We start from the raw sequence: 17,351 nt of genomic DNA, 5'->3' as shown, positions 1-17,351 counted from the left end.
CGGCCTATTCGATATTTCACCAGGAGGTACCGGGCTCATGGCGCTCGACCAGTCCTTCGTGGGGCGGACCTATCCGCCCACCCCGGCGTACGAGGTCGGCCGGGAGAAGATCCGGGAGTTCGCGGAAGCGGTGGGTGACACCAACCCCGCCTACACCGACCCGGAAGCCGCCAAGGCTCTGGGGTACTCGGATGTGATCGCTCCGCCCACCTTCGTGTTCTCGATCACGTTCAGGGCCGCGGGCCAGGTGATCCAGGACCCGCAGCTGGGTCTGGACTACAGCCGTGTGGTGCACGGTGACCAGAAGTTCGCCCATGTGCGCCCCGTGCGGGCGGGGGACCGGCTGACGGTCACCTCGACCATCGAGGGCATCAAGTCGATGGCGGGCAACGACATCGTGGACATCCGCGGCGAGGTGCACGACGAGTCCGGTGAGCACGTCGTGACCGCGTGGACCAAGCTGGTGGCGCGCGCCGCCGAGGAGGCGTGATGACGGCGACCATCGCATACGGAGCGGTCGAGGTCGGTACGGAACTGCCGGCACGGTCCTTCCCGGTGACGCGGGCGACCCTGGTGCAGTACGCGGGCGCCTCCGGAGACTTCAACCCGATCCACTGGAACGAGAAGTTCGCGCGTGAGGTCGGTCTGCCGGACGTGATCGCGCACGGCATGTTCACCATGGCCGAGGCGATCAGGGTGGTCACGGACTGGACCGGAGACCCGGGCGCGGTCGTCGAGTACGGCGTCCGGTTCACCAAGCCGGTCGTCGTGCCCAACGACGACACAGGGGCTCTGATCGAGGTCAGCGGCAAGGTCGCCGCGAAGCTCGACGACAACCTCGTGCGGGTCGACCTGACGGTGACGAGCGACGACAAGAAGGTGCTGGGCATGTCCCGCGCCCTCGTCCGCCTGGCCTGACACGTCCCCGCCCGTGCCGGGCCCAAGGGCGCTCTCCTCAGGAGGGCGCCCTTCGCGCGGCCCGTGGCCCCGCCGGGCCGGCACGGCCGCGGACCGTACTCTTGTCCCGTGCAGGAACTCCACGACGCCCCCCTCGCCCCCCTGACCACCTTCCGGCTCGGCGGCCCGGCCCAACGCCTCCTGACGGCCACCACCGACGCCGAGGTGATCGCCGCCGTACGCGAAGCCGACGACAGCGGCACCCCGCTCCTGATCATCGGCGGCGGCTCCAACCTGGTCATCGGCGACAAGGGCTTCGACGGAACGGCCCTGCGCATCGCGACCAAGGGCTTCGAGCTCTCCGGTACGGCGCTCGAACTGGCCGCGGGAGAGGTCTGGACCGACGCGGTGGCCCGCACGGTCGAGGCGGGACTGGCCGGGATCGAATGCCTCGCCGGGATCCCCGGATCCGCCGGGGCGACGCCGATCCAGAACGTCGGCGCCTACGGGCAGGAGGTGTCCTCGGTCATCACCGAGGTCGTCGCCTACGACCGGCACACCCGGGAGACCGTCACCCTGCCGAACGAGGCCTGCGCGTTCTCGTACCGCCACAGCCGCTTCAAGGCCGAACCCGACCGCTACGTCGTGCTCCGGGTGCGGTTCGGGCTGGAGGACGCCGACGGGCTGTCGGCACCCCTCCGTTACCCCGAGACCGCCCGGACCATGGGCGTCGAGCAGGGCGACCGTGTGCCCGCCGCCTCCGCCCGTGAGACGGTCCTGCGGCTGCGGGCGGGCAAGGGCATGGTGCTCGACCCGGAGGACCACGACACCTGGTCGGCCGGGTCCTTCTTCACCAACCCGATCCTCGACGAGGAGGAGCACGCGGCCTTCCTCGCCCGCGCGGGCGAGCGCCTCGGAGCCGACGTCACGCCGCCGGCCTTCCCCACGGGCGACGGCCGGGTGAAGACATCGGCAGCCTGGCTCATCGACAAGGCCGGCTTCACCAAGGGATACGGCACGGGCCCGGCGCGCATCTCCACCAAGCACACGCTCGCCCTCACCAACCGGGGCGACGCGACCACCGAGGACCTGCTGGCGCTGGCCCGCGAGGTCGTCGCCGGGGTCCACGCGGCCTTCGGGGTCACGCTCGTCAACGAACCGGTGACGGTCGGCGTCAGCCTGTAGCGGCGTGGGCCGGCGGTGCCCACGTCGGCGTCAGCCGGTCAGCCACGCGTCGATCCCGCCCAGCAGCCTCTCCCGCACCTCGACGGGCGCCACCGATCCGCGCACGGACTGCCGGGCCAGCTCGGCCAGTTCCTCGTCGGTGAAGCCGTGGTGCCGGCGCACGAGGTCGTACTGGGCGGCCAGCCTGGAGCCGAAGAGCAGCGGGTCGTCCGCGCCCAGCGCCATCGGCACCCCCGCGTCGAACAGGGTGCGCAGGGGTACGTCCGCGGGCTTCTCGTAGACGCCGAGCGCCACGTTGGACGCCGGGCAGACCTCGCACGTCACGCCCCGCTCCGCGAGCACGCTCAGCAGCCGGGGGTCCTCGGCCGCCCGTACGCCGTGCCCCACACGGGACGCGTCGAGGTCGTCCAGGCAGTCCCGGACGCTGGAGGGGCCGGAGAGCTCGCCGCCGTGCGGAGCGGCGATCAGGCCCCCCTCGCGGGCGATCGCGAAGGCGCGGTCGAAGTCGCGGGCCATCCCCCGGCGCTCGTCGTTGGAGAGCCCGAAGCCGATGACGCCCTGGTCGGCGTAGCGCACGGCGAGCCGGGCCAGCGTGCGGGCGTCCAACGGATGCTTCATGCGGTTCGCCGCGATCACCACCCGTATCCCCAGACCGGTGTCGCGGGCCGCGCTGTGCACGGCGTCCAGGATGATCTCGATGGCCGGGATGAGCCCGCCGAGCAGCGGGGCGTACGAGGTCGGGTCGACCTGGATCTCCAGCCACCCCGAGCCGTCCGCGACGTCCTCCATGGCCGTCTCGCGCACCAGGCGCTGGATGTCCTCCGGCGAGCGCAGACAGGACCGCGCGATGTCGTAGAGGCGCTGGAAGCGGAACCAGCCGCGCTCGTCGGTGGCCCGTAGCTCGGGCGGCTCACCGCCGGTCAGTGCCTCGGGGAGGCGAACCCCGTACTTGTCCGCGAGTTCGAGCAGGGTCGTCGGCCGCATCGACCCGGTGAAGTGCAGGTGCAGATGGGCCTTGGGCAACAGCCGTACGTCACGCTCCATTGAAGGATCTTGCCGCACCGAGGGGGTGCGGCGGTAGCCGGATCCCCCTGTGAGTTACCCCTCGAACAAAAAGGTGACCCCCGACCGGAACCGGGGGTCACCTTCACCGCACGCGTGCTCCGCGTCAGTCGCGGGCCTCGCCCAGCAGCTTCTGGAGCCGGGAGACGCCCTCGACGAGGTCGTCGTCGCCCAGCGCGTAGGACAGCCGCAGGTAACCCGGCGTACCGAAGGCCTCGCCCGGGACCACGGCGACCTCGGCCTCGTCCAGGATCAGGGCGGCCAGCTCGACGGAGTCGGCCGGGCGCTTGCCGCGGATCTCCTTGCCGAGCAGGCCCTTCACCGACGGGTACGCGTAGAAGGCGCCCTCCGGCTCGGGGCAGAACACGCCGTCGATCTCGTTGAGCATGCGCACGATCGTCCGGCGGCGGCGGTCGAAGGCGGTCCGCATCTCGGCGACCGCGTTCAGGGGGCCGGACACGGCGGCCAGCGCGGCGACCTGTGCGACGTTGCTGACGTTGGAGGTGGCGTGCGACTGCAGGTTGGTCGCGGCCTTCACGACGTCCCTCGGGCCGATGATCCAGCCGACCCGCCAGCCGGTCATGGCGTACGTCTTGGCGACGCCGTTGACCACGATGCACTTGTCACGCAGCTCGGGCACGACCGCGGGGAGCGAGGCGGCGGCCGCCCCGCCGTAGACCAGGTGCTCGTAGATCTCGTCGGTCATGACCCACAGGCCGTGCTCCACGGCCCACCGGCCGATGGCCTCGGTGTCCGCCTCGTTGTAGACGGCGCCGGTCGGGTTCGACGGGGAGACGAACAGGACGACCTTGGTGCGCTCGGTGCGCGCCGCCTCCAGCTGCTCGACCGAGACCCGGTAGCCCGTGGTCTCGTCGGCGACGACCTCGACCGGGACACCGCCGGCGAGACGGATGGACTCCGGGTAGGTGGTCCAGTACGGGGCGGGGACGATGACCTCGTCGCCCGGGTCGAGGATCGCGGCGAAGGCCTCGTAGATGGCCTGCTTGCCGCCGTTGGTCACCAGGATCTGGGACGCGTCGACCTCGTAGCCGGAGTCGCGCAGGGTCTTCTCCGCGATGGCGGCCTTGAGCTCGGGAAGCCCGCCGGCGGGGGTGTAGCGGTGGTACTTCGGGTTGCGGCAGGCCTCGACCGCGGCGTCGACGATGTAGTCGGGTGTCGGGAAGTCGGGCTCACCGGCGCCGAAGCCGATCACCGGACGCCCGGCGGCCTTGAGGGCCTTCGCCTTGGCGTCGACGGCGAGGGTGGCGGACTCGGAGATCGCACCGATGCGGGCCGAGACCCGGCGCTCGGACGGAGAAGTTGCAGCGCTCATGCCCCCCATGCTCGCAGACCGGAAAAGCCCCCGGCACAGGGGTTTCAGGGACCGGACAGGACTCGGACAGCATCCGGACAGGACCGGTCGGTTGTGGTCTGTTCGACGCGGCGGCGCTGAGCACGTACACTCACCTGTCGTTGGCCTTCATCAGCCGCACCGTTTTCCCCACCCGCTCACCGGGGAGGATGCGGTAGGTTGGTGGAAACCACAAAGGGTCGTAGCTCAATTGGTAGAGCACTGGTCTCCAAAACCAGCGGTTGGGGGTTCAAGTCCCTCCGGCCCTGCTACACACTCCTTCGCCAGGATGTGTGCGCATGTACGTACTTCAATGCACCGCCGTGCGGCTCCACCGGGCGCGGCACGGCCATGACCCGGAATCAGGTGAGTAGCGTGACGGACGCCGTGGGCTCCATCGACATGCCTGATGCCGAGGACGAAGCCCCCGAGTCGAAGAAGAAGGCTCGGAAGGGCGGCAAGCGCGGCAAGAAGGGCCCTCTGGGCCGTCTCGCGCTGTTCTACCGCCAGATCGTCGCCGAGCTCCGCAAGGTCGTCTGGCCCACGCGCAGCCAGCTGTCCACGTACACGGCCGTCGTGATCGTTTTCGTGGTCGTCATGATCGGTCTCGTCACCGTGATTGACTTCGGATTTGCGCGGGTCATCAAGTACGTCTTCGGCTGATCCCCGCGGAGGGCGCCTCATCGGCGCCCCTTTCGCATGTTCCACCCATATGTATCCAGGAAGAAGCAGCCATCGTGTCTGACCCGAACCTGAACGACGACGCCGAGCCCACGGCGAGCGCCGTCGAGTCCGCCGAGGACGAGCTCGACATCGTCGAGGCGGCGGATGCCGTGGCCCCGGACCAGGTCGACGCTGCTGACGCCGCCGCGGGCGAGCCCGCCGAGCAGGACGCCGTGCGTGCCGAGTCCGACGACGACGCCGACGAGCCCGTCGAGGGTGACGAGGACGCTGCCGACGAAGAGGACGCCGAGCCGGCCGCCCCGGTCGACGCCGTCGCCGCCCTGCGCGACGAGCTGCGCGGACTTCCCGGTGAGTGGTACGTCATCCACACGTACGCCGGTTACGAGAAGCGCGTGAAGGCCAACCTGGAGCAGCGCGCCGTCTCGCTCAACGTCGAGGACTTCATCTACCAGGCCGAGGTGCCCGAGGAAGAGATCGTCCAGATCAAGAACGGTGAGCGCAAGAACGTCCGTCAGAACAAGCTCCCGGGATACGTCCTGGTGCGCATGGACCTGACGAACGAGTCCTGGGGTGTTGTCCGCAACACGCCCGGCGTCACCGGCTTCGTGGGCAACGCCTACGACCCGTACCCGCTGACCCTGGACGAGATCGTCAAGATGCTCGCCCCCGAGGCCGAGGAGAAGGCGGCCCGCGAGGCGGCCGAGGCCGAGGGCAAGCCGGCTCCGGCCCGCAAGGTCGAGGTCCAGGTCCTGGACTTCGAGGTGGGCGACTCGGTCACCGTCACCGACGGCCCCTTCGCGACCCTGCAGGCGACGATCAACGAGATCAACGCCGACTCGAAGAAGGTCAAGGGCCTCGTCGAGATCTTCGGTCGCGAGACCCCGGTCGAGCTCAGCTTCGACCAGATCCAGAAGAACTGACGGCTTTCCGCCCGTTCCTGGACACATGCCTACCGAGCAGGTCAGACAGGCTTCGCAGCCCGTCTGACCTGCTCGGTTTTTGGTCGCGCAGCTATACCCGTTATCGTTGCGCGGTATGCCTCCATCCGGATGACCGGAACGGCGGCGAAACACTCTCACTAGGACCCGGAGAGAGCAATGCCTCCCAAGAAGAAGAAGGTCACGGGGCTTATCAAGCTCCAGATCAACGCCGGTGCGGCCAACCCGGCGCCGCCGGTCGGTCCCGCGCTGGGCCAGCACGGCGTCAACATCATGGAGTTCTGCAAGGCCTACAACGCCGCGACCGAGTCGCAGCGTGGCATGGTCGTGCCGGTGGAGATCACGGTCTACGAGGACCGCTCCTTCACCTTCGTCACGAAGACTCCGCCGGCCGCCAAGCTGATCCTCAAGGCCGCGGGTGTGGACAAGGGCTCCGGCGAGCCGCACAAGACCAAGGTCGCCAAGCTCACGGCCGACCAGGTCCGCGAGATCGCCACGACCAAGCTCCCCGACCTGAACGCCAACGACCTCGACGCCGCGTCGAAGATCATCGCTGGCACCGCCCGTTCCATGGGCATCACGGTCGAAGGCTGAGTCAGCCCCGTAGCCCCACAGTGGTAGGACCAAGCGCTGGTCCGCACCACGACTCCACACTCTGAAAACCACAGGAGTAGATGTGAAGCGCAGCAAGAACCTCCGCGCTGCGGACGCGAAGATCGACCGGGAGCGTACCTACGCCCCGCTCGAGGCCGTCCGTCTCGCCAAGGACACCGCCGCCACCAAGTTCGACGGCACCGTCGAGGTCGCGTTCTGCCTGGGTGTTGACCCTCGCAAGGCCGACCAGATGGTCCGTGGCACCGTGAACCTCCCGCACGGCACCGGCAAGACCGCCCGGGTCCTGGTCTTCGCGACCGGTGACCGTGCTGCGGCCGCGGAAGCCGCGGGCGCCGACATCGTCGGCGCCGACGAGCTCATCGACGAGGTGGCGAAGGGCCGTCTGGACTTCGACGCCGTCGTCGCCACGCCGGACCTCATGGGCAAGGTCGGCCGCCTGGGCCGCGTGCTCGGTCCGCGTGGTCTGATGCCGAACCCGAAGACCGGCACCGTCACCCCCGATGTCGTGAAGGCTGTCAACGACATCAAGGGCGGAAAGATCGAGTTCCGCGTCGACAAGCACTCGAACCTGCACTTCATCATCGGAAAGACCTCTTTCGATGACACGAAGCTGGTCGAGAACTACGGCGCGGCCCTGGAGGAGATCCTCCGTCTGAAGCCGTCCGCCGCGAAGGGTCGCTTCATCAAGAAGGCGACCATGAGCACGACGATGGGCCCCGGCATCCCGCTGGACGCCAACCGCGTGCGCAACCTCCTCGTCGAGGAGGACCCGGCCGCCGTCTGAGCCCCCGTGCTCAGCAGGTAGCCGCGTCACGGCAACGGACGGGCCCCGCAGCCTCTTCGGAGGGTGCGGGGCCCGTCCTCGTACCCCCGGGCCCGTACGCCGGCCTCCGGCGTCGACGAGGGCGTAAACCCCTTTCGGGGGACGGATCATGACGGATTTGCTCGCGAAGGCCCCGGTCGCGTACTCTCGTGAAGAAGCCAAAGACCGCTGGTCGTTGCCGCGTTCTCGTCAGAGGAACGGTGACCGAAGGTTCCGCTAGATCGGACGACCTGCGCAGGTGACTGTGGATCGCTCCCGGACTCTGTCCGGTTGAGCTGCGCCCTGGCACTTGTGCTGGGGCGTTTCGTCTTTCCCGGCCCCTTCTGAGCGGTCCTCATCACCCGGAAGGAGGCCGACGCTCATGGCAAGGCCCGACAAGGCTGCCGCGGTAGCCGAGCTGACGGACCAGTTCCGCAGCTCGAACGCCGCCGTGCTGACCGAGTACCGGGGTCTCACCGTGGCGCAGCTCAAGACGCTGCGTCGTTCGCTCGGTGAGAACGCCCAGTACGCCGTGGTGAAGAACACGCTGACCAAGATTGCGGCCAACGAGGCCGGGATCGACACGCTGGACGACCTGTTCGCAGGTCCGACGGCGGTTGCCTTCATCACCGGTGACCCGGTGGAGTCGGCGAAGGGTCTTCGTGACTTCGCCAAGGACAACCCGAACCTCATCATCAAGGGCGGTGTCCTTGACGGTAAGGCGCTGTCCGCCGATGAGATCAAGAAGCTCGCGGACCTCGAGTCCCGCGAGGTTCTGCTCGCCAAGCTGGCCGGCGCCATGAAGGGCAAGCAGACTCAGGCTGCGCAGCTCTTCCAGGCTCTGCCGTCGAAGTTCGTCCGCACCGCGGAAGCGCTTCGCGCCAAGAGGGCCGAGCAGGGCGGTGCCGGTACGCCGGCTCCCGCCGAGGCTGCCGAGTAACCACTCGGTGGTCCAGCGGGCACCACGTACGCCCGCCGACATATACAACCGGCACCTGCCGAATAGTGGAAGGACGCCATCATGGCGAAGCTCAGCCAGGAAGACCTGCTCGCTCAGTTCGAGGAGCTCACCCTCATCGAGCTCTCCGAGTTCGTTAAGGCGTTCGAGGAGAAGTTCGACGTCACCGCCGCCGCGGCCGTCGCCGTCGCCGGCCCCGCGGGCGCCGGCCCGGCCGCCGAGGCCGCTGAGGAGCAGGACGAGTTCGACGTCGTCCTCACCGCCGCCGGTGACAAGAAGATCCAGGTCATCAAGGTCGTGCGTGAGCTGACCTCGCTGGGTCTCAAGGAGGCCAAGGACCTCGTCGACGGCGCCCCGAAGCCCGTCCTCGAGAAGGTCGCCAAGGAGGCCGCCGAGAAGGCTGCCGAGTCCCTCAAGGGCGCCGGCGCCTCCGTCGAGGTCAAGTGACTTCGAGAGTCGTCTGACTCTTCCGAGGACGCTCACGCCGCACGGCGCTGAGTGACCTCAGCCAGGGCGATCACCCATCCGGGTGGTCGCCCTTCGGCATGCCCCCGGAGGCTGCCTTGATCTTCCGCGCACGACGAGTAGGGTGATCTTCGCCGTGCGTTTCTCCAGGAGCGCCGTGAGGCGTCAACCGGCGTCCCCCGGGCGCAGGTGAAGATCGCCGGACCTCCGCCGAGGCCCTCGGGGCCTTGACGAACCGCACGCGGCGCGCAATTCTCAGGACGCGTCGTCATCTCGATCCGCTTCCGAGGCATGGATCGAGAGCGAAGAGGGCAGTAAAGAAGAGCGCACCCCGCGCGAGGGCTATTCATAGGTGTTGAGAACAGCTGTTGAGAGCAACGTGGGTCTCTGAGAACCCCGACTGGACATCAGTGTGGCACTTGGCTACACTGACCCTTTGCGCTGCCTGTTAGCTGCCTCCTGCCCGTCACCAGGGGCATGCCCACGCCTAGCACCGATGGCCGGACCTTCCCTGACCTTGGGATTTCTGTCTCTGTGTGCGGCTTGGGGCCGGTACGCGCGTAGTGAGTCCGAGCCCTCGGAAGGACCCCCTCTTGGCCGCCTCGCGCAACGCCTCGACCTCGAATACGAACAACGGTGCCAGCACCGCCCCGCTGCGCATCTCTTTTGCAAAGATCAAGGAGCCCCTCGAGGTTCCGAACCTCCTCGCGCTGCAGACCGAGAGCTTCGACTGGCTCCTCGGCAACGCCGCCTGGAAGGCTCGCGTCGAGGCTGCTCTGGACAGCGGACAAGACGTCCCCACCAAGTCCGGCCTGGAGGAGATCTTCGAGGAGATCTCTCCGATCGAGGACTTCTCCGGGTCGATGTCGCTCACATTCCGCGACCACCGCTTCGAGCCCCCGAAGAACTCGATCGACGAGTGCAAGGAGCGCGACTTCACGTTCGCCGCGCCGCTCTTCGTCACGGCCGAGTTCACCAACAACGAGACCGGCGAGATCAAGTCCCAGACGGTCTTCATGGGCGACTTCCCGCTCATGACCAACAAGGGCACCTTCGTCATCAACGGCACCGAGCGTGTCGTCGTGTCGCAGCTCGTGCGCTCGCCGGGTGTCTACTTCGACTCCTCCATCGACAAGACGTCCGACAAGGACATCTTCTCCGCCAAGATCATCCCGTCCCGGGGTGCCTGGCTGGAGATGGAGATCGACAAGCGCGACATGGTCGGTGTCCGCATCGACCGCAAGCGCAAGCAGTCCGTCACCGTCCTCCTGAAGGCTCTCGGCTGGACCACCGAGCAGATCCTCGAGGAGTTCGGCGAGTACGAGTCCATGCGCGCCACCCTGGAGAAGGACCACACCCAGGGCCAGGACGACGCGCTGCTCGACATCTACCGCAAGCTGCGTCCGGGCGAGCCGCCCACGCGCGAGGCCGCTCAGACGCTGCTCGAGAACCTCTACTTCAACCCGAAGCGCTACGACCTCGCGAAGGTCGGCCGCTACAAGGTGAACAAGAAGCTCGGCGCCGACGAGCCGCTCGACGCCGGTGTCCTCACCAGCGACGACATCATCGCCACCATCAAGTACCTGGTGAAGCTGCACGCCGGTGAGACCGAGACGGTCGGCGAGTCCGGCCGCTCGATCATGGTCGAGACCGACGACATCGACCACTTCGGCAACCGCCGTATCCGTAACGTCGGTGAGCTGATCCAGAACCAGGTCCGTACGGGTCTCGCCCGTATGGAGCGTGTCGTGCGCGAGCGCATGACCACCCAGGACGTCGAGGCGATCACGCCGCAGACCCTGATCAACATCCGGCCGGTCGTCGCCTCCATCAAGGAGTTCTTCGGCACCAGCCAGCTGTCGCAGTTCATGGACCAGAACAACCCGCTGTCGGGGCTGACGCACAAGCGTCGTCTGAACGCCCTCGGCCCGGGTGGTCTGTCCCGTGAGCGGGCCGGCTTCGAGGTCCGCGACGTGCACCCGTCGCACTACGGCCGCATGTGCCCGATCGAGACGCCCGAAGGCCCGAACATCGGTCTGATCGGTTCGCTGGCCTCCTACGGGCGCATCAACCCGTTCGGGTTCATCGAGACGCCCTACCGCAAGGTCGTCGAGGGCGTCGTCACCGACGACGTCGACTACCTGACGGCCGACGAAGAGGACCGCTTCGTGATCGCCCAGGCGAACGCGACGCTCTCCGACGACATGCGCTTCACCGAGGCCCGCGTCCTGGTCCGCCGTCGTGGCGGAGAGATCGACTACATCCCCGGTGACGACGTCGACTACATGGACGTCTCGCCGCGCCAGATGGTGTCGGTCGCGACCGCGATGATCCCGTTCCTCGAGCACGACGACGCCAACCGTGCCCTCATGGGCGCGAACATGATGCGTCAGGCCGTCCCGCTCATCAAGAGCGAGGCGCCGCTGGTCGGCACCGGCATGGAGTACCGCTGTGCCACCGACGCCGGCGACGTGCTCAAGGCGGAGAAGGCGGGTGTGGTCCAGGAGGTCTCCGCGGACTACATCACCGTGACGAACGACGACGGCACGTACACCACGTACCGCATCGCCAAGTTCTCGCGCTCCAACCAGGGCACCTCGGTCAACCAGAAGGTCGTCGTCTCCGAGGGCGACCGCGTGATCGAGAGCCAGGTCCTCGCCGACGGGCCCGCCACCGAGAACGGTGAGATGGCGCTCGGCAAGAACCTGCTCGTGGCGTTCATGCCGTGGGAGGGTCACAACTACGAGGACGCGATCATCCTGTCGCAGCGCCTCGTGCAGGACGACGTCCTCTCCTCGATCCACATCGAGGAGCACGAGGTCGACGCCCGTGACACCAAGCTCGGCCCGGAGGAGATCACCCGGGACATCCCGAACGTCTCCGAAGAGGTCCTCGCGGACCTCGACGAGCGCGGCATCATCCGTATCGGTGCCGAGGTCGTCGCCGGTGACATCCTCGTCGGCAAGGTCACGCCCAAGGGTGAGACCGAGCTGACCCCGGAGGAGCGCCTGCTCCGCGCGATCTTCGGCGAGAAGGCGCGCGAGGTGCGTGACACCTCGCTCAAGGTCCCGCACGGTGAGATCGGCAAGGTCATCGGCGTCCGCGTCTTCGACCGCGAAGAGGGCGACGAGCTGCCGCCGGGCGTGAACCAGCTGGTGCGCGTCTACGTCGCGCAGAAGCGCAAGATCACCGACGGTGACAAGCTCGCCGGCCGTCACGGCAACAAGGGCGTCATCTCGAAGATCCTCCCGATCGAGGACATGCCGTTCCTCGAGGACGGCACCCCGGTCGACATCATCCTCAACCCGCTGGGTGTCCCGTCCCGAATGAACCCGGGACAGGTCCTGGAGATCCACCTCGGCTGGCTCGCCAGCCGCGGCTGGGACGTCTCCGGCCTCGGTGACGAGTGGGCCCAGCGCCTGCAGGCCATCGGCGCCGACCAGGTCGCCCCCGGTACCAACGTCGCCACCCCGGTCTTCGACGGTGCGCGCGAGGACGAGATCACCGGCCTCTTCCAGGCCACGATCCCGAACCGCGACGGCGACCGGCTGGTCCTGCCCTCGGGCAAGGCCAACCTGTTCGACGGCCGCTCCGGCGAGCCGTTCCCGGACCCGGTCTCGATCGGGTACATGTACATCCTCAAGCTGCACCACCTGGTCGACGACAAGCTCCACGCCCGTTCGACCGGCCCGTACTCCATGATCACGCAGCAGCCGCTGGGTGGTAAGGCGCAGTTCGGTGGGCAGCGATTCGGTGAGATGGAGGTGTGGGCCCTTGAGGCTTACGGCGCCGCATACGCCCTCCAGGAACTCCTGACGATCAAGTCCGACGACGTCACCGGCCGCGTGAAGGTCTACGAGGCGATCGTCAAGGGCGAGAACATCCCCGAGCCGGGCATTCCCGAGTCCTTCAAGGTGCTCATCAAGGAAATGCAGTCGCTCTGCCTCAACGTGGAGGTGCTGTCCTCGGACGGCATGTCCATCGAGATGCGCGACACGGACGAGGACGTCTTCCGCGCGGCGGAGGAGCTCGGTATCGACCTGTCCCGGCGCGAGCCGAGCAGCGTCGAAGAGGTCTGACGGGTTGCCCGGCCGGATCCCAGTGATCCGGCCGGCCCTCCCCGGACCCGTTCAGACCATTGCTGAAGTGCCCCGATTTCTCGCGTGAAGCGAGGGGGCTCGAACCCCCGAAAGAGGGATTGACGACAAGTGCTCGACGTCAACTTCTTCGACGAGCTGCGGATCGGCCTTGCCACCGCGGACGACATCCGGACCTGGTCCCACGGCGAAGTGAAGAAGCCGGAGACCATCAACTACCGCACGCTCAAGCCCGAGAAGGACGGACTCTTCTGCGAGAAGATCTTCGGTCCGACCCGGGACTGGGAGTGCTACTGCGGCAAGTACAAGCGTGTCCGCTTCAAGGGCATCATCTGTGAGCGCTGTGGCGTCGAGGTCACGCGCGCCAAGGTGCGCCGTGAGCGCATGGGCCACATCGAGCTTGCCGCTCCCGTCACCCACATCTGGTACTTCAAGGGCGTCCCGTCGCGCCTCGGCTACCTGCTGGACCTCGCGCCGAAGGACCTCGAGAAGGTCATCTACTTCGCCGCGTACATGATCACGTTCGTCGACGAGGAGCGCCGTACGCGCGACCTCCCGTCGCTGGAGGCGCACGTCTCCGTCGAGCGTCAGCAGGTCGAGAACCGCCGCGACTCGGACCTCGAGAACCGCGCCAAGAAGCTCGAGACCGACCTGGCCGAGCTCGAGGCCGAGGGTGCCAAGGCCGACGTGCGCCGCAAGGTGCGCGAAGGCGCCGAGCGTGAGATGAAGCAGCTGCGCGACCGTGCGCAGCGCGAGATCGACCGTCTCGACGAGGTGTGGAGCCGCTTCAAGAACCTCAAGGTCCAGGACCTCGAGGGCGACGAGCTGCTCTACCGCGAGCTGCGTGACCGCTTCGGCACGTACTTCGACGGCTGCATGGGCGCCGCCGCGCTGCAGAAGCGCCTGGAGTCCTTCGACCTCGACGAGGAGGCCGAGCGCCTCCGCGAGATCATCCGTACCGGCAAGGGCCAGAAGAAGACCCGTGCGCTCAAGCGCCTCAAGGTCGTCTCCGCGTTCCTGCAGACCAGCAACAAGCCCAAGGGCATGGTGCTCGACTGCGTGCCGGTCATCCCGCCGGACCTGCGTCCGATGGTGCAGCTGGACGGTGGCCGCTTCGCGACCTCCGACCTGAACGACCTGTACCGCCGCGTGATCAACCGCAACAACCGCCTGAAGCGGCTTCTCGACCTCGGCGCGCCCGAGATCATCGTGAACAACGAGAAGCGCATGCTCCAGGAGGCCGTGGACGCCCTCTTCGACAACGGTCGTCGTGGTCGCCCGGTCACCGGTCCCGGCAACCGCCCCCTGAAGTCCCTCAGCGACATGCTGAAGGGCAAGCAGGGCCGTTTCCGTCAGAACCTCCTCGGCAAGCGCGTGGACTACTCCGCGCGTTCCGTGATCGTCGTCGGTCCGCAGCTCAAGCTGCACCAGTGCGGTCTGCCGAAGGCGATGGCGCTGGAGCTCTTCAAGCCGTTCGTGATGAAGCGCCTGGTGGACCTGAACCACGCGCAGAACATCAAGTCGGCCAAGCGCATGGTCGAGCGCGGCCGCACCGTGGTGTACGACGTCCTCGAAGAGGTCATCGCCGAGCACCCGGTGCTGCTGAACCGTGCGCCGACCCTGCACCGCCTCGGCATCCAGGCCTTCGAGCCCCAGCTGGTCGAGGGCAAGGCCATCCAGATCCACCCGCTCGTCTGCACCGCGTTCAACGCGGACTTCGACGGTGACCAGATGGCCGTGCACCTGCCGCTCTCCGCGGAGGCGCAGGCCGAGGCCCGCATCCTGATGCTGTCCTCGAACAACATCCTGAAGCCGGCCGACGGTCGTCCCGTCACCATGCCGACCCAGGACATGGTGCTGGGCCTCTTCTTCCTCACCACGGACGAAGAGGGCCGCAACGTCAAGGGCACGGACCGCGCGTTCGGCTCCACGGCCGAGGCCACCATGGCCTTCGACGCCCGCGAGCTGTCGCTCCAGGCCAAGGTCGACATCCGCTTCCCGGTGGGCACGATGCCCCCGCGTGGCTGGGTGCCGCCGGTCGCCGAGGAGGGCGAGCCCGAGTACCAGCCGGGTGACACCTTCCGGCTGCGTACGAGCCTGGGCCGCGCGCTCTTCAACGAGCTGCTGCCCGAGGACTACCCGTTCGTCGACTACTCGGTGGGCAAGAAGCAGCTCTCCGAGATCGTCAACGACCTGGCCGAGCGCTACCCCAAGGTCATCGTGGCGGCGACGCTCGACAACCTGAAGGCGGCCGGTTTCCACTGGGCGACCCGCTCCGGTGTGACCGTGGCCATCTCCGACGTCGTCGTGCCCGAGGCCAAGAAGGCCATCGTCAAGGGCTACGAGGAGCAGGACGAGAAGGTCCAGAAGCAGTACGAGCGCGGTCTGATCACCAAGGACGAGCGCACGCAGGAGCTCATCGCGATCTGGACCAAGGCGACCAACGAGGTTGCCGAGGCGATGAACGCGAACTTCCCGAAGACGAACCCCATCTTCATGATGGTCGACTCGGGTGCCCGAGGAAACATGATGCAGATGCGTCAGATCGCGGGTATGCGTGGTCTGGTGTCGAACGCCAAGAACGAGACGATCCCCCGTCCCATCAAGGCGTCCTTCCGTGAGGGCCTCACCGTTCTGGAGTACTTCATCTCCACGCACGGTGCCCGTAAGGGTCTGGCGGACACCGCCCTGCGTACCGCCGACTCGGGTTACCTGACCCGTCGTCTGGTGGACGTCTCGCAGGACGTCATCATCCGCGAGGAGGACTGCGGCACCGACCGCGGCCTCAAGCTGAAGATCGCCGTCAAGGGTGCGGACGGTGTCCTGCGCAAGACGGAGGACGTCGAGACCTCGGTCTACGCCCGCATGCTCGCCGAGGACGTCGTCGTCGACGGCAAGGTCATCGCGCCTGCCAACGTCGACCTCGGTGACGTCCTGATCGACGCCCTCGTGGGCGCCGGCGTCGAGGAGGTCAAGACCCGCTCGGTCCTGACCTGTGAGTCCGCGGTCGGCACCTGTGCCTTCTGCTACGGACGCTCGCTCGCCACCGGCAAGCTGGTCGACATCGGTGAGGCGGTCGGCATCATCGCCGCCCAGTCCATCGGTGAGCCCGGTACCCAGCTGACGATGCGTACCTTCCACACCGGTGGTGTGGCGGGTGACGACATCACGCAGGGTCTGCCCCGTGTCGTCGAGCTCTTCGAGGCGCGTACCCCCAAGGGTGTCGCCCCGATCTCGGAGGCCAAGGGCCGGGTCCGGATCGAGGAGACCGAGAAGACCAAGAAGCTCGTCGTCACCCCGGACGACGGCAGCGAGGAGACGGCGTTCCCGATCTCCAAGCGTGCCCGTCTCCTGGTCGGCGAGGGCGACGCGGTCGAGGTGGGCCAGAAGCTCACCGTCGGTGCCACGAACCCGCACGACGTGCTGCGGATCCTCGGTCAGCGCGCGGTCCAGGTCCACCTGGTCGGCGAGGTCCAGAAGGTCTACAACTCGCAGGGTGTGTCGATCCACGACAAGCACATCGAGATCATCATCCGGCAGATGCTGCGCCGTGTGACGATCATCGAGTCCGGCGACGCGGAGCTGCTGCCGGGCGAGCTCGTCGAGCGGTCGAAGTTCGAGACCGAGAACCGTCGTGTGGTCACCGAGGGCGGTCACCCCGCCTCCGGCCGTCCGCAGCTGATGGGTATCACCAAGGCCTCGCTCGCCACCGAGTCGTGGCTGTCGGCGGCGTCCTTCCAGGAGACGACCAGGGTCCTGACCGACGCGGCGATCAACGCCAAGTCGGACTCCCTGATCGGCCTCAAGGAGAACGTCATCATCGGTAAGCTCATCCCGGCCGGTACGGGCCTGTCCCGCTACCGCAACATCCGGGTCGAGCCGACCGAGGAGGCCAAGGCCGCGATGTACTCGGCCGTCGGCTACGACGACATCGACTACTCGCCGTTCGGCACGGGCTCCGGCCAGGCCGTCCCGCTGGAGGACTACGACTACGGTCCGTACAACCAGTAGGCGTGAGTGAGAAGGGCGCCCACCCCGTCTGTACGGGGTGGGCGCCCTTCTGCGTGTCCGGCGGACGCAGTGAGGTCGGTCACCCGCGGTGACGGACGCACGCGGCGCCGGCCGTGCACGGGAGGCGGTACCCGGCCCCGGGCCGTCGTTTATGCTGGTGGGAGCGCTGTGCCGGGTGAACCGACCCTGCGGGGGCGTGGGTGGCGTGTCCGGCCGCTCGGTCGGGGGGCCGGGGTGGTCCCCATTTGTTTTGACCCAGCTCGCTGAGGTAGGTACGCTCAAGCCT

13 protein-coding genes and 1 tRNA gene are annotated in these 17,351 nt (G+C 67.7%); 12 read left to right on the top strand and 2 right to left on the bottom strand.

From position 1 onward, the window contains the following. The first annotated feature begins 37 nt into the window (after nt 1-37). From IA22_RS0115330 to IA22_RS0115320, 3 genes are all read left to right on the top strand, one after another. On the top strand, nt 38-490 hold the full coding sequence (locus IA22_RS0115330; protein ID WP_014154612.1) for a MaoC family dehydratase N-terminal domain-containing protein: 453 nt from the start codon (nt 38-40) through the stop codon (nt 488-490). Beyond that, nucleotides 490-918 carry a MaoC family dehydratase gene (locus tag IA22_RS0115325; protein ID WP_014154611.1) on the top strand — a complete coding sequence of 143 codons (429 nt, stop codon included), beginning with the start codon at nt 490-492 and terminating at the stop codon, nt 916-918. The genes IA22_RS0115330 and IA22_RS0115325 overlap by 1 nt, the downstream gene beginning before the upstream one ends. Before the next feature lie 108 nt (nt 919-1,026). Beyond that, entirely contained in the window at nt 1,027-2,082 is a 1,056-nt protein-coding gene (locus tag IA22_RS0115320; protein WP_030123908.1) for a UDP-N-acetylmuramate dehydrogenase, read from the top strand. Between the two features lie 30 nt (nt 2,083-2,112). Here IA22_RS0115320 and IA22_RS0115315 read toward each other — a convergent pair whose 3' ends face one another. Beyond that, complete coding sequence (locus tag IA22_RS0115315) at nt 2,113-3,126, bottom strand: adenosine deaminase (protein ID WP_030123907.1); 1,014 nt, start codon at nt 3,124-3,126, stop codon at nt 2,113-2,115. Nucleotides 3,127-3,250: 124 nt separating this feature from the next. Beyond that, nucleotides 3,251-4,477, bottom strand: coding sequence for a pyridoxal phosphate-dependent aminotransferase (locus IA22_RS0115310; protein WP_014154608.1), 1,227 nt, complete (start codon nt 4,475-4,477; stop codon nt 3,251-3,253). A gap of 214 nt (nt 4,478-4,691) precedes the next feature. Here IA22_RS0115310 and IA22_RS0115305 point away from each other — a divergent pair. The 9 genes from IA22_RS0115305 to IA22_RS0115265 all read left to right on the top strand — a co-directional run bounded on the left by IA22_RS0115305 (nt 4,692) and on the right by IA22_RS0115265 (nt 17,065). Next, a tRNA-Trp gene (locus IA22_RS0115305) sits at nt 4,692-4,764 on the top strand. A 106-nt stretch (nt 4,765-4,870) separates the two neighbouring features. Further along, on the top strand, nt 4,871-5,158 hold the full coding sequence (gene secE / locus IA22_RS0115300) for a preprotein translocase subunit SecE (RefSeq protein WP_015578365.1): 288 nt from the start codon (nt 4,871-4,873) through the stop codon (nt 5,156-5,158). A 74-nt stretch (nt 5,159-5,232) separates the two neighbouring features. Further along, nucleotides 5,233-6,099 carry a transcription termination/antitermination protein NusG gene (gene nusG / locus IA22_RS0115295; RefSeq protein WP_014154606.1) on the top strand — a complete coding sequence of 289 codons (867 nt, stop codon included), beginning with the start codon at nt 5,233-5,235 and terminating at the stop codon, nt 6,097-6,099. Nucleotides 6,100-6,276: 177 nt separating this feature from the next. Then, nucleotides 6,277-6,711 (top strand): 50S ribosomal protein L11, encoded by a 435-nt coding sequence (gene rplK, locus IA22_RS0115290; protein ID WP_014154605.1) that lies wholly within the window; start codon nt 6,277-6,279, stop codon nt 6,709-6,711. A gap of 82 nt (nt 6,712-6,793) precedes the next feature. Continuing rightward, complete coding sequence (rplA, locus tag IA22_RS0115285) at nt 6,794-7,516, top strand: 50S ribosomal protein L1 (protein WP_014154604.1); 723 nt, start codon at nt 6,794-6,796, stop codon at nt 7,514-7,516. 400 nt (nt 7,517-7,916) lie between these two features. Then, nucleotides 7,917-8,474, top strand: coding sequence for a 50S ribosomal protein L10 (rplJ, locus tag IA22_RS0115280; protein WP_014154603.1), 558 nt, complete (start codon nt 7,917-7,919; stop codon nt 8,472-8,474). Between the two features lie 81 nt (nt 8,475-8,555). Further along, complete coding sequence (gene rplL, locus IA22_RS0115275) at nt 8,556-8,939, top strand: 50S ribosomal protein L7/L12 (protein ID WP_014154602.1); 384 nt, start codon at nt 8,556-8,558, stop codon at nt 8,937-8,939. Nucleotides 8,940-9,550: 611 nt separating this feature from the next. Further along, nucleotides 9,551-13,036, top strand: a complete 3,486-nt coding sequence (gene rpoB / locus IA22_RS0115270) for a DNA-directed RNA polymerase subunit beta (RefSeq protein WP_014154601.1) — start codon at nt 9,551-9,553, stop codon at nt 13,034-13,036. A 129-nt stretch (nt 13,037-13,165) separates the two neighbouring features. After that, the gene (locus IA22_RS0115265) at nt 13,166-17,065 is read left to right on the top strand and encodes a DNA-directed RNA polymerase subunit beta' (protein ID WP_014154600.1); all 3,900 of its coding nucleotides are present in this window, start codon (nt 13,166-13,168) and stop codon (nt 17,063-17,065) included. Nucleotides 17,066-17,351 lie beyond the last annotated feature (286 nt).

Origin of the sequence: Kitasatospora papulosa, assembly GCF_000717245.1 — a bacterium.
Taxonomy (GTDB): domain Bacteria; phylum Actinomycetota; class Actinomycetes; order Streptomycetales; family Streptomycetaceae; genus Streptomyces; species Streptomyces papulosus.
This window is presented reverse-complemented; position numbering and strand designations above follow the sequence as displayed.

Excerpts from the sequence above, each read along its gene's own strand:
- IA22_RS0115330 (WP_014154612.1), top strand. The coding sequence starts at position 38 with ATGGCGCTCGACCAGTCCTTCGTGGGGCGGACCTATCCGCCCACCCCG.
- rplJ (WP_014154603.1), top strand. The coding sequence starts at position 7,917 with ATGGCAAGGCCCGACAAGGCTGCCGCGGTAGCCGAGCTGACGGACCAG.
- IA22_RS0115325 (WP_014154611.1), top strand. The coding sequence starts at position 490 with ATGACGGCGACCATCGCATACGGAGCGGTCGAGGTCGGTACGGAACTG.
- IA22_RS0115310 (WP_014154608.1), bottom strand. The coding sequence starts at position 4,477 with ATGAGCGCTGCAACTTCTCCGTCCGAGCGCCGGGTCTCGGCCCGCATC.
- rplK (WP_014154605.1), top strand. The coding sequence starts at position 6,277 with ATGCCTCCCAAGAAGAAGAAGGTCACGGGGCTTATCAAGCTCCAGATC.
- rplL (WP_014154602.1), top strand. The coding sequence starts at position 8,556 with ATGGCGAAGCTCAGCCAGGAAGACCTGCTCGCTCAGTTCGAGGAGCTC.
- IA22_RS0115315 (WP_030123907.1), bottom strand. The coding sequence starts at position 3,126 with ATGGAGCGTGACGTACGGCTGTTGCCCAAGGCCCATCTGCACCTGCAC.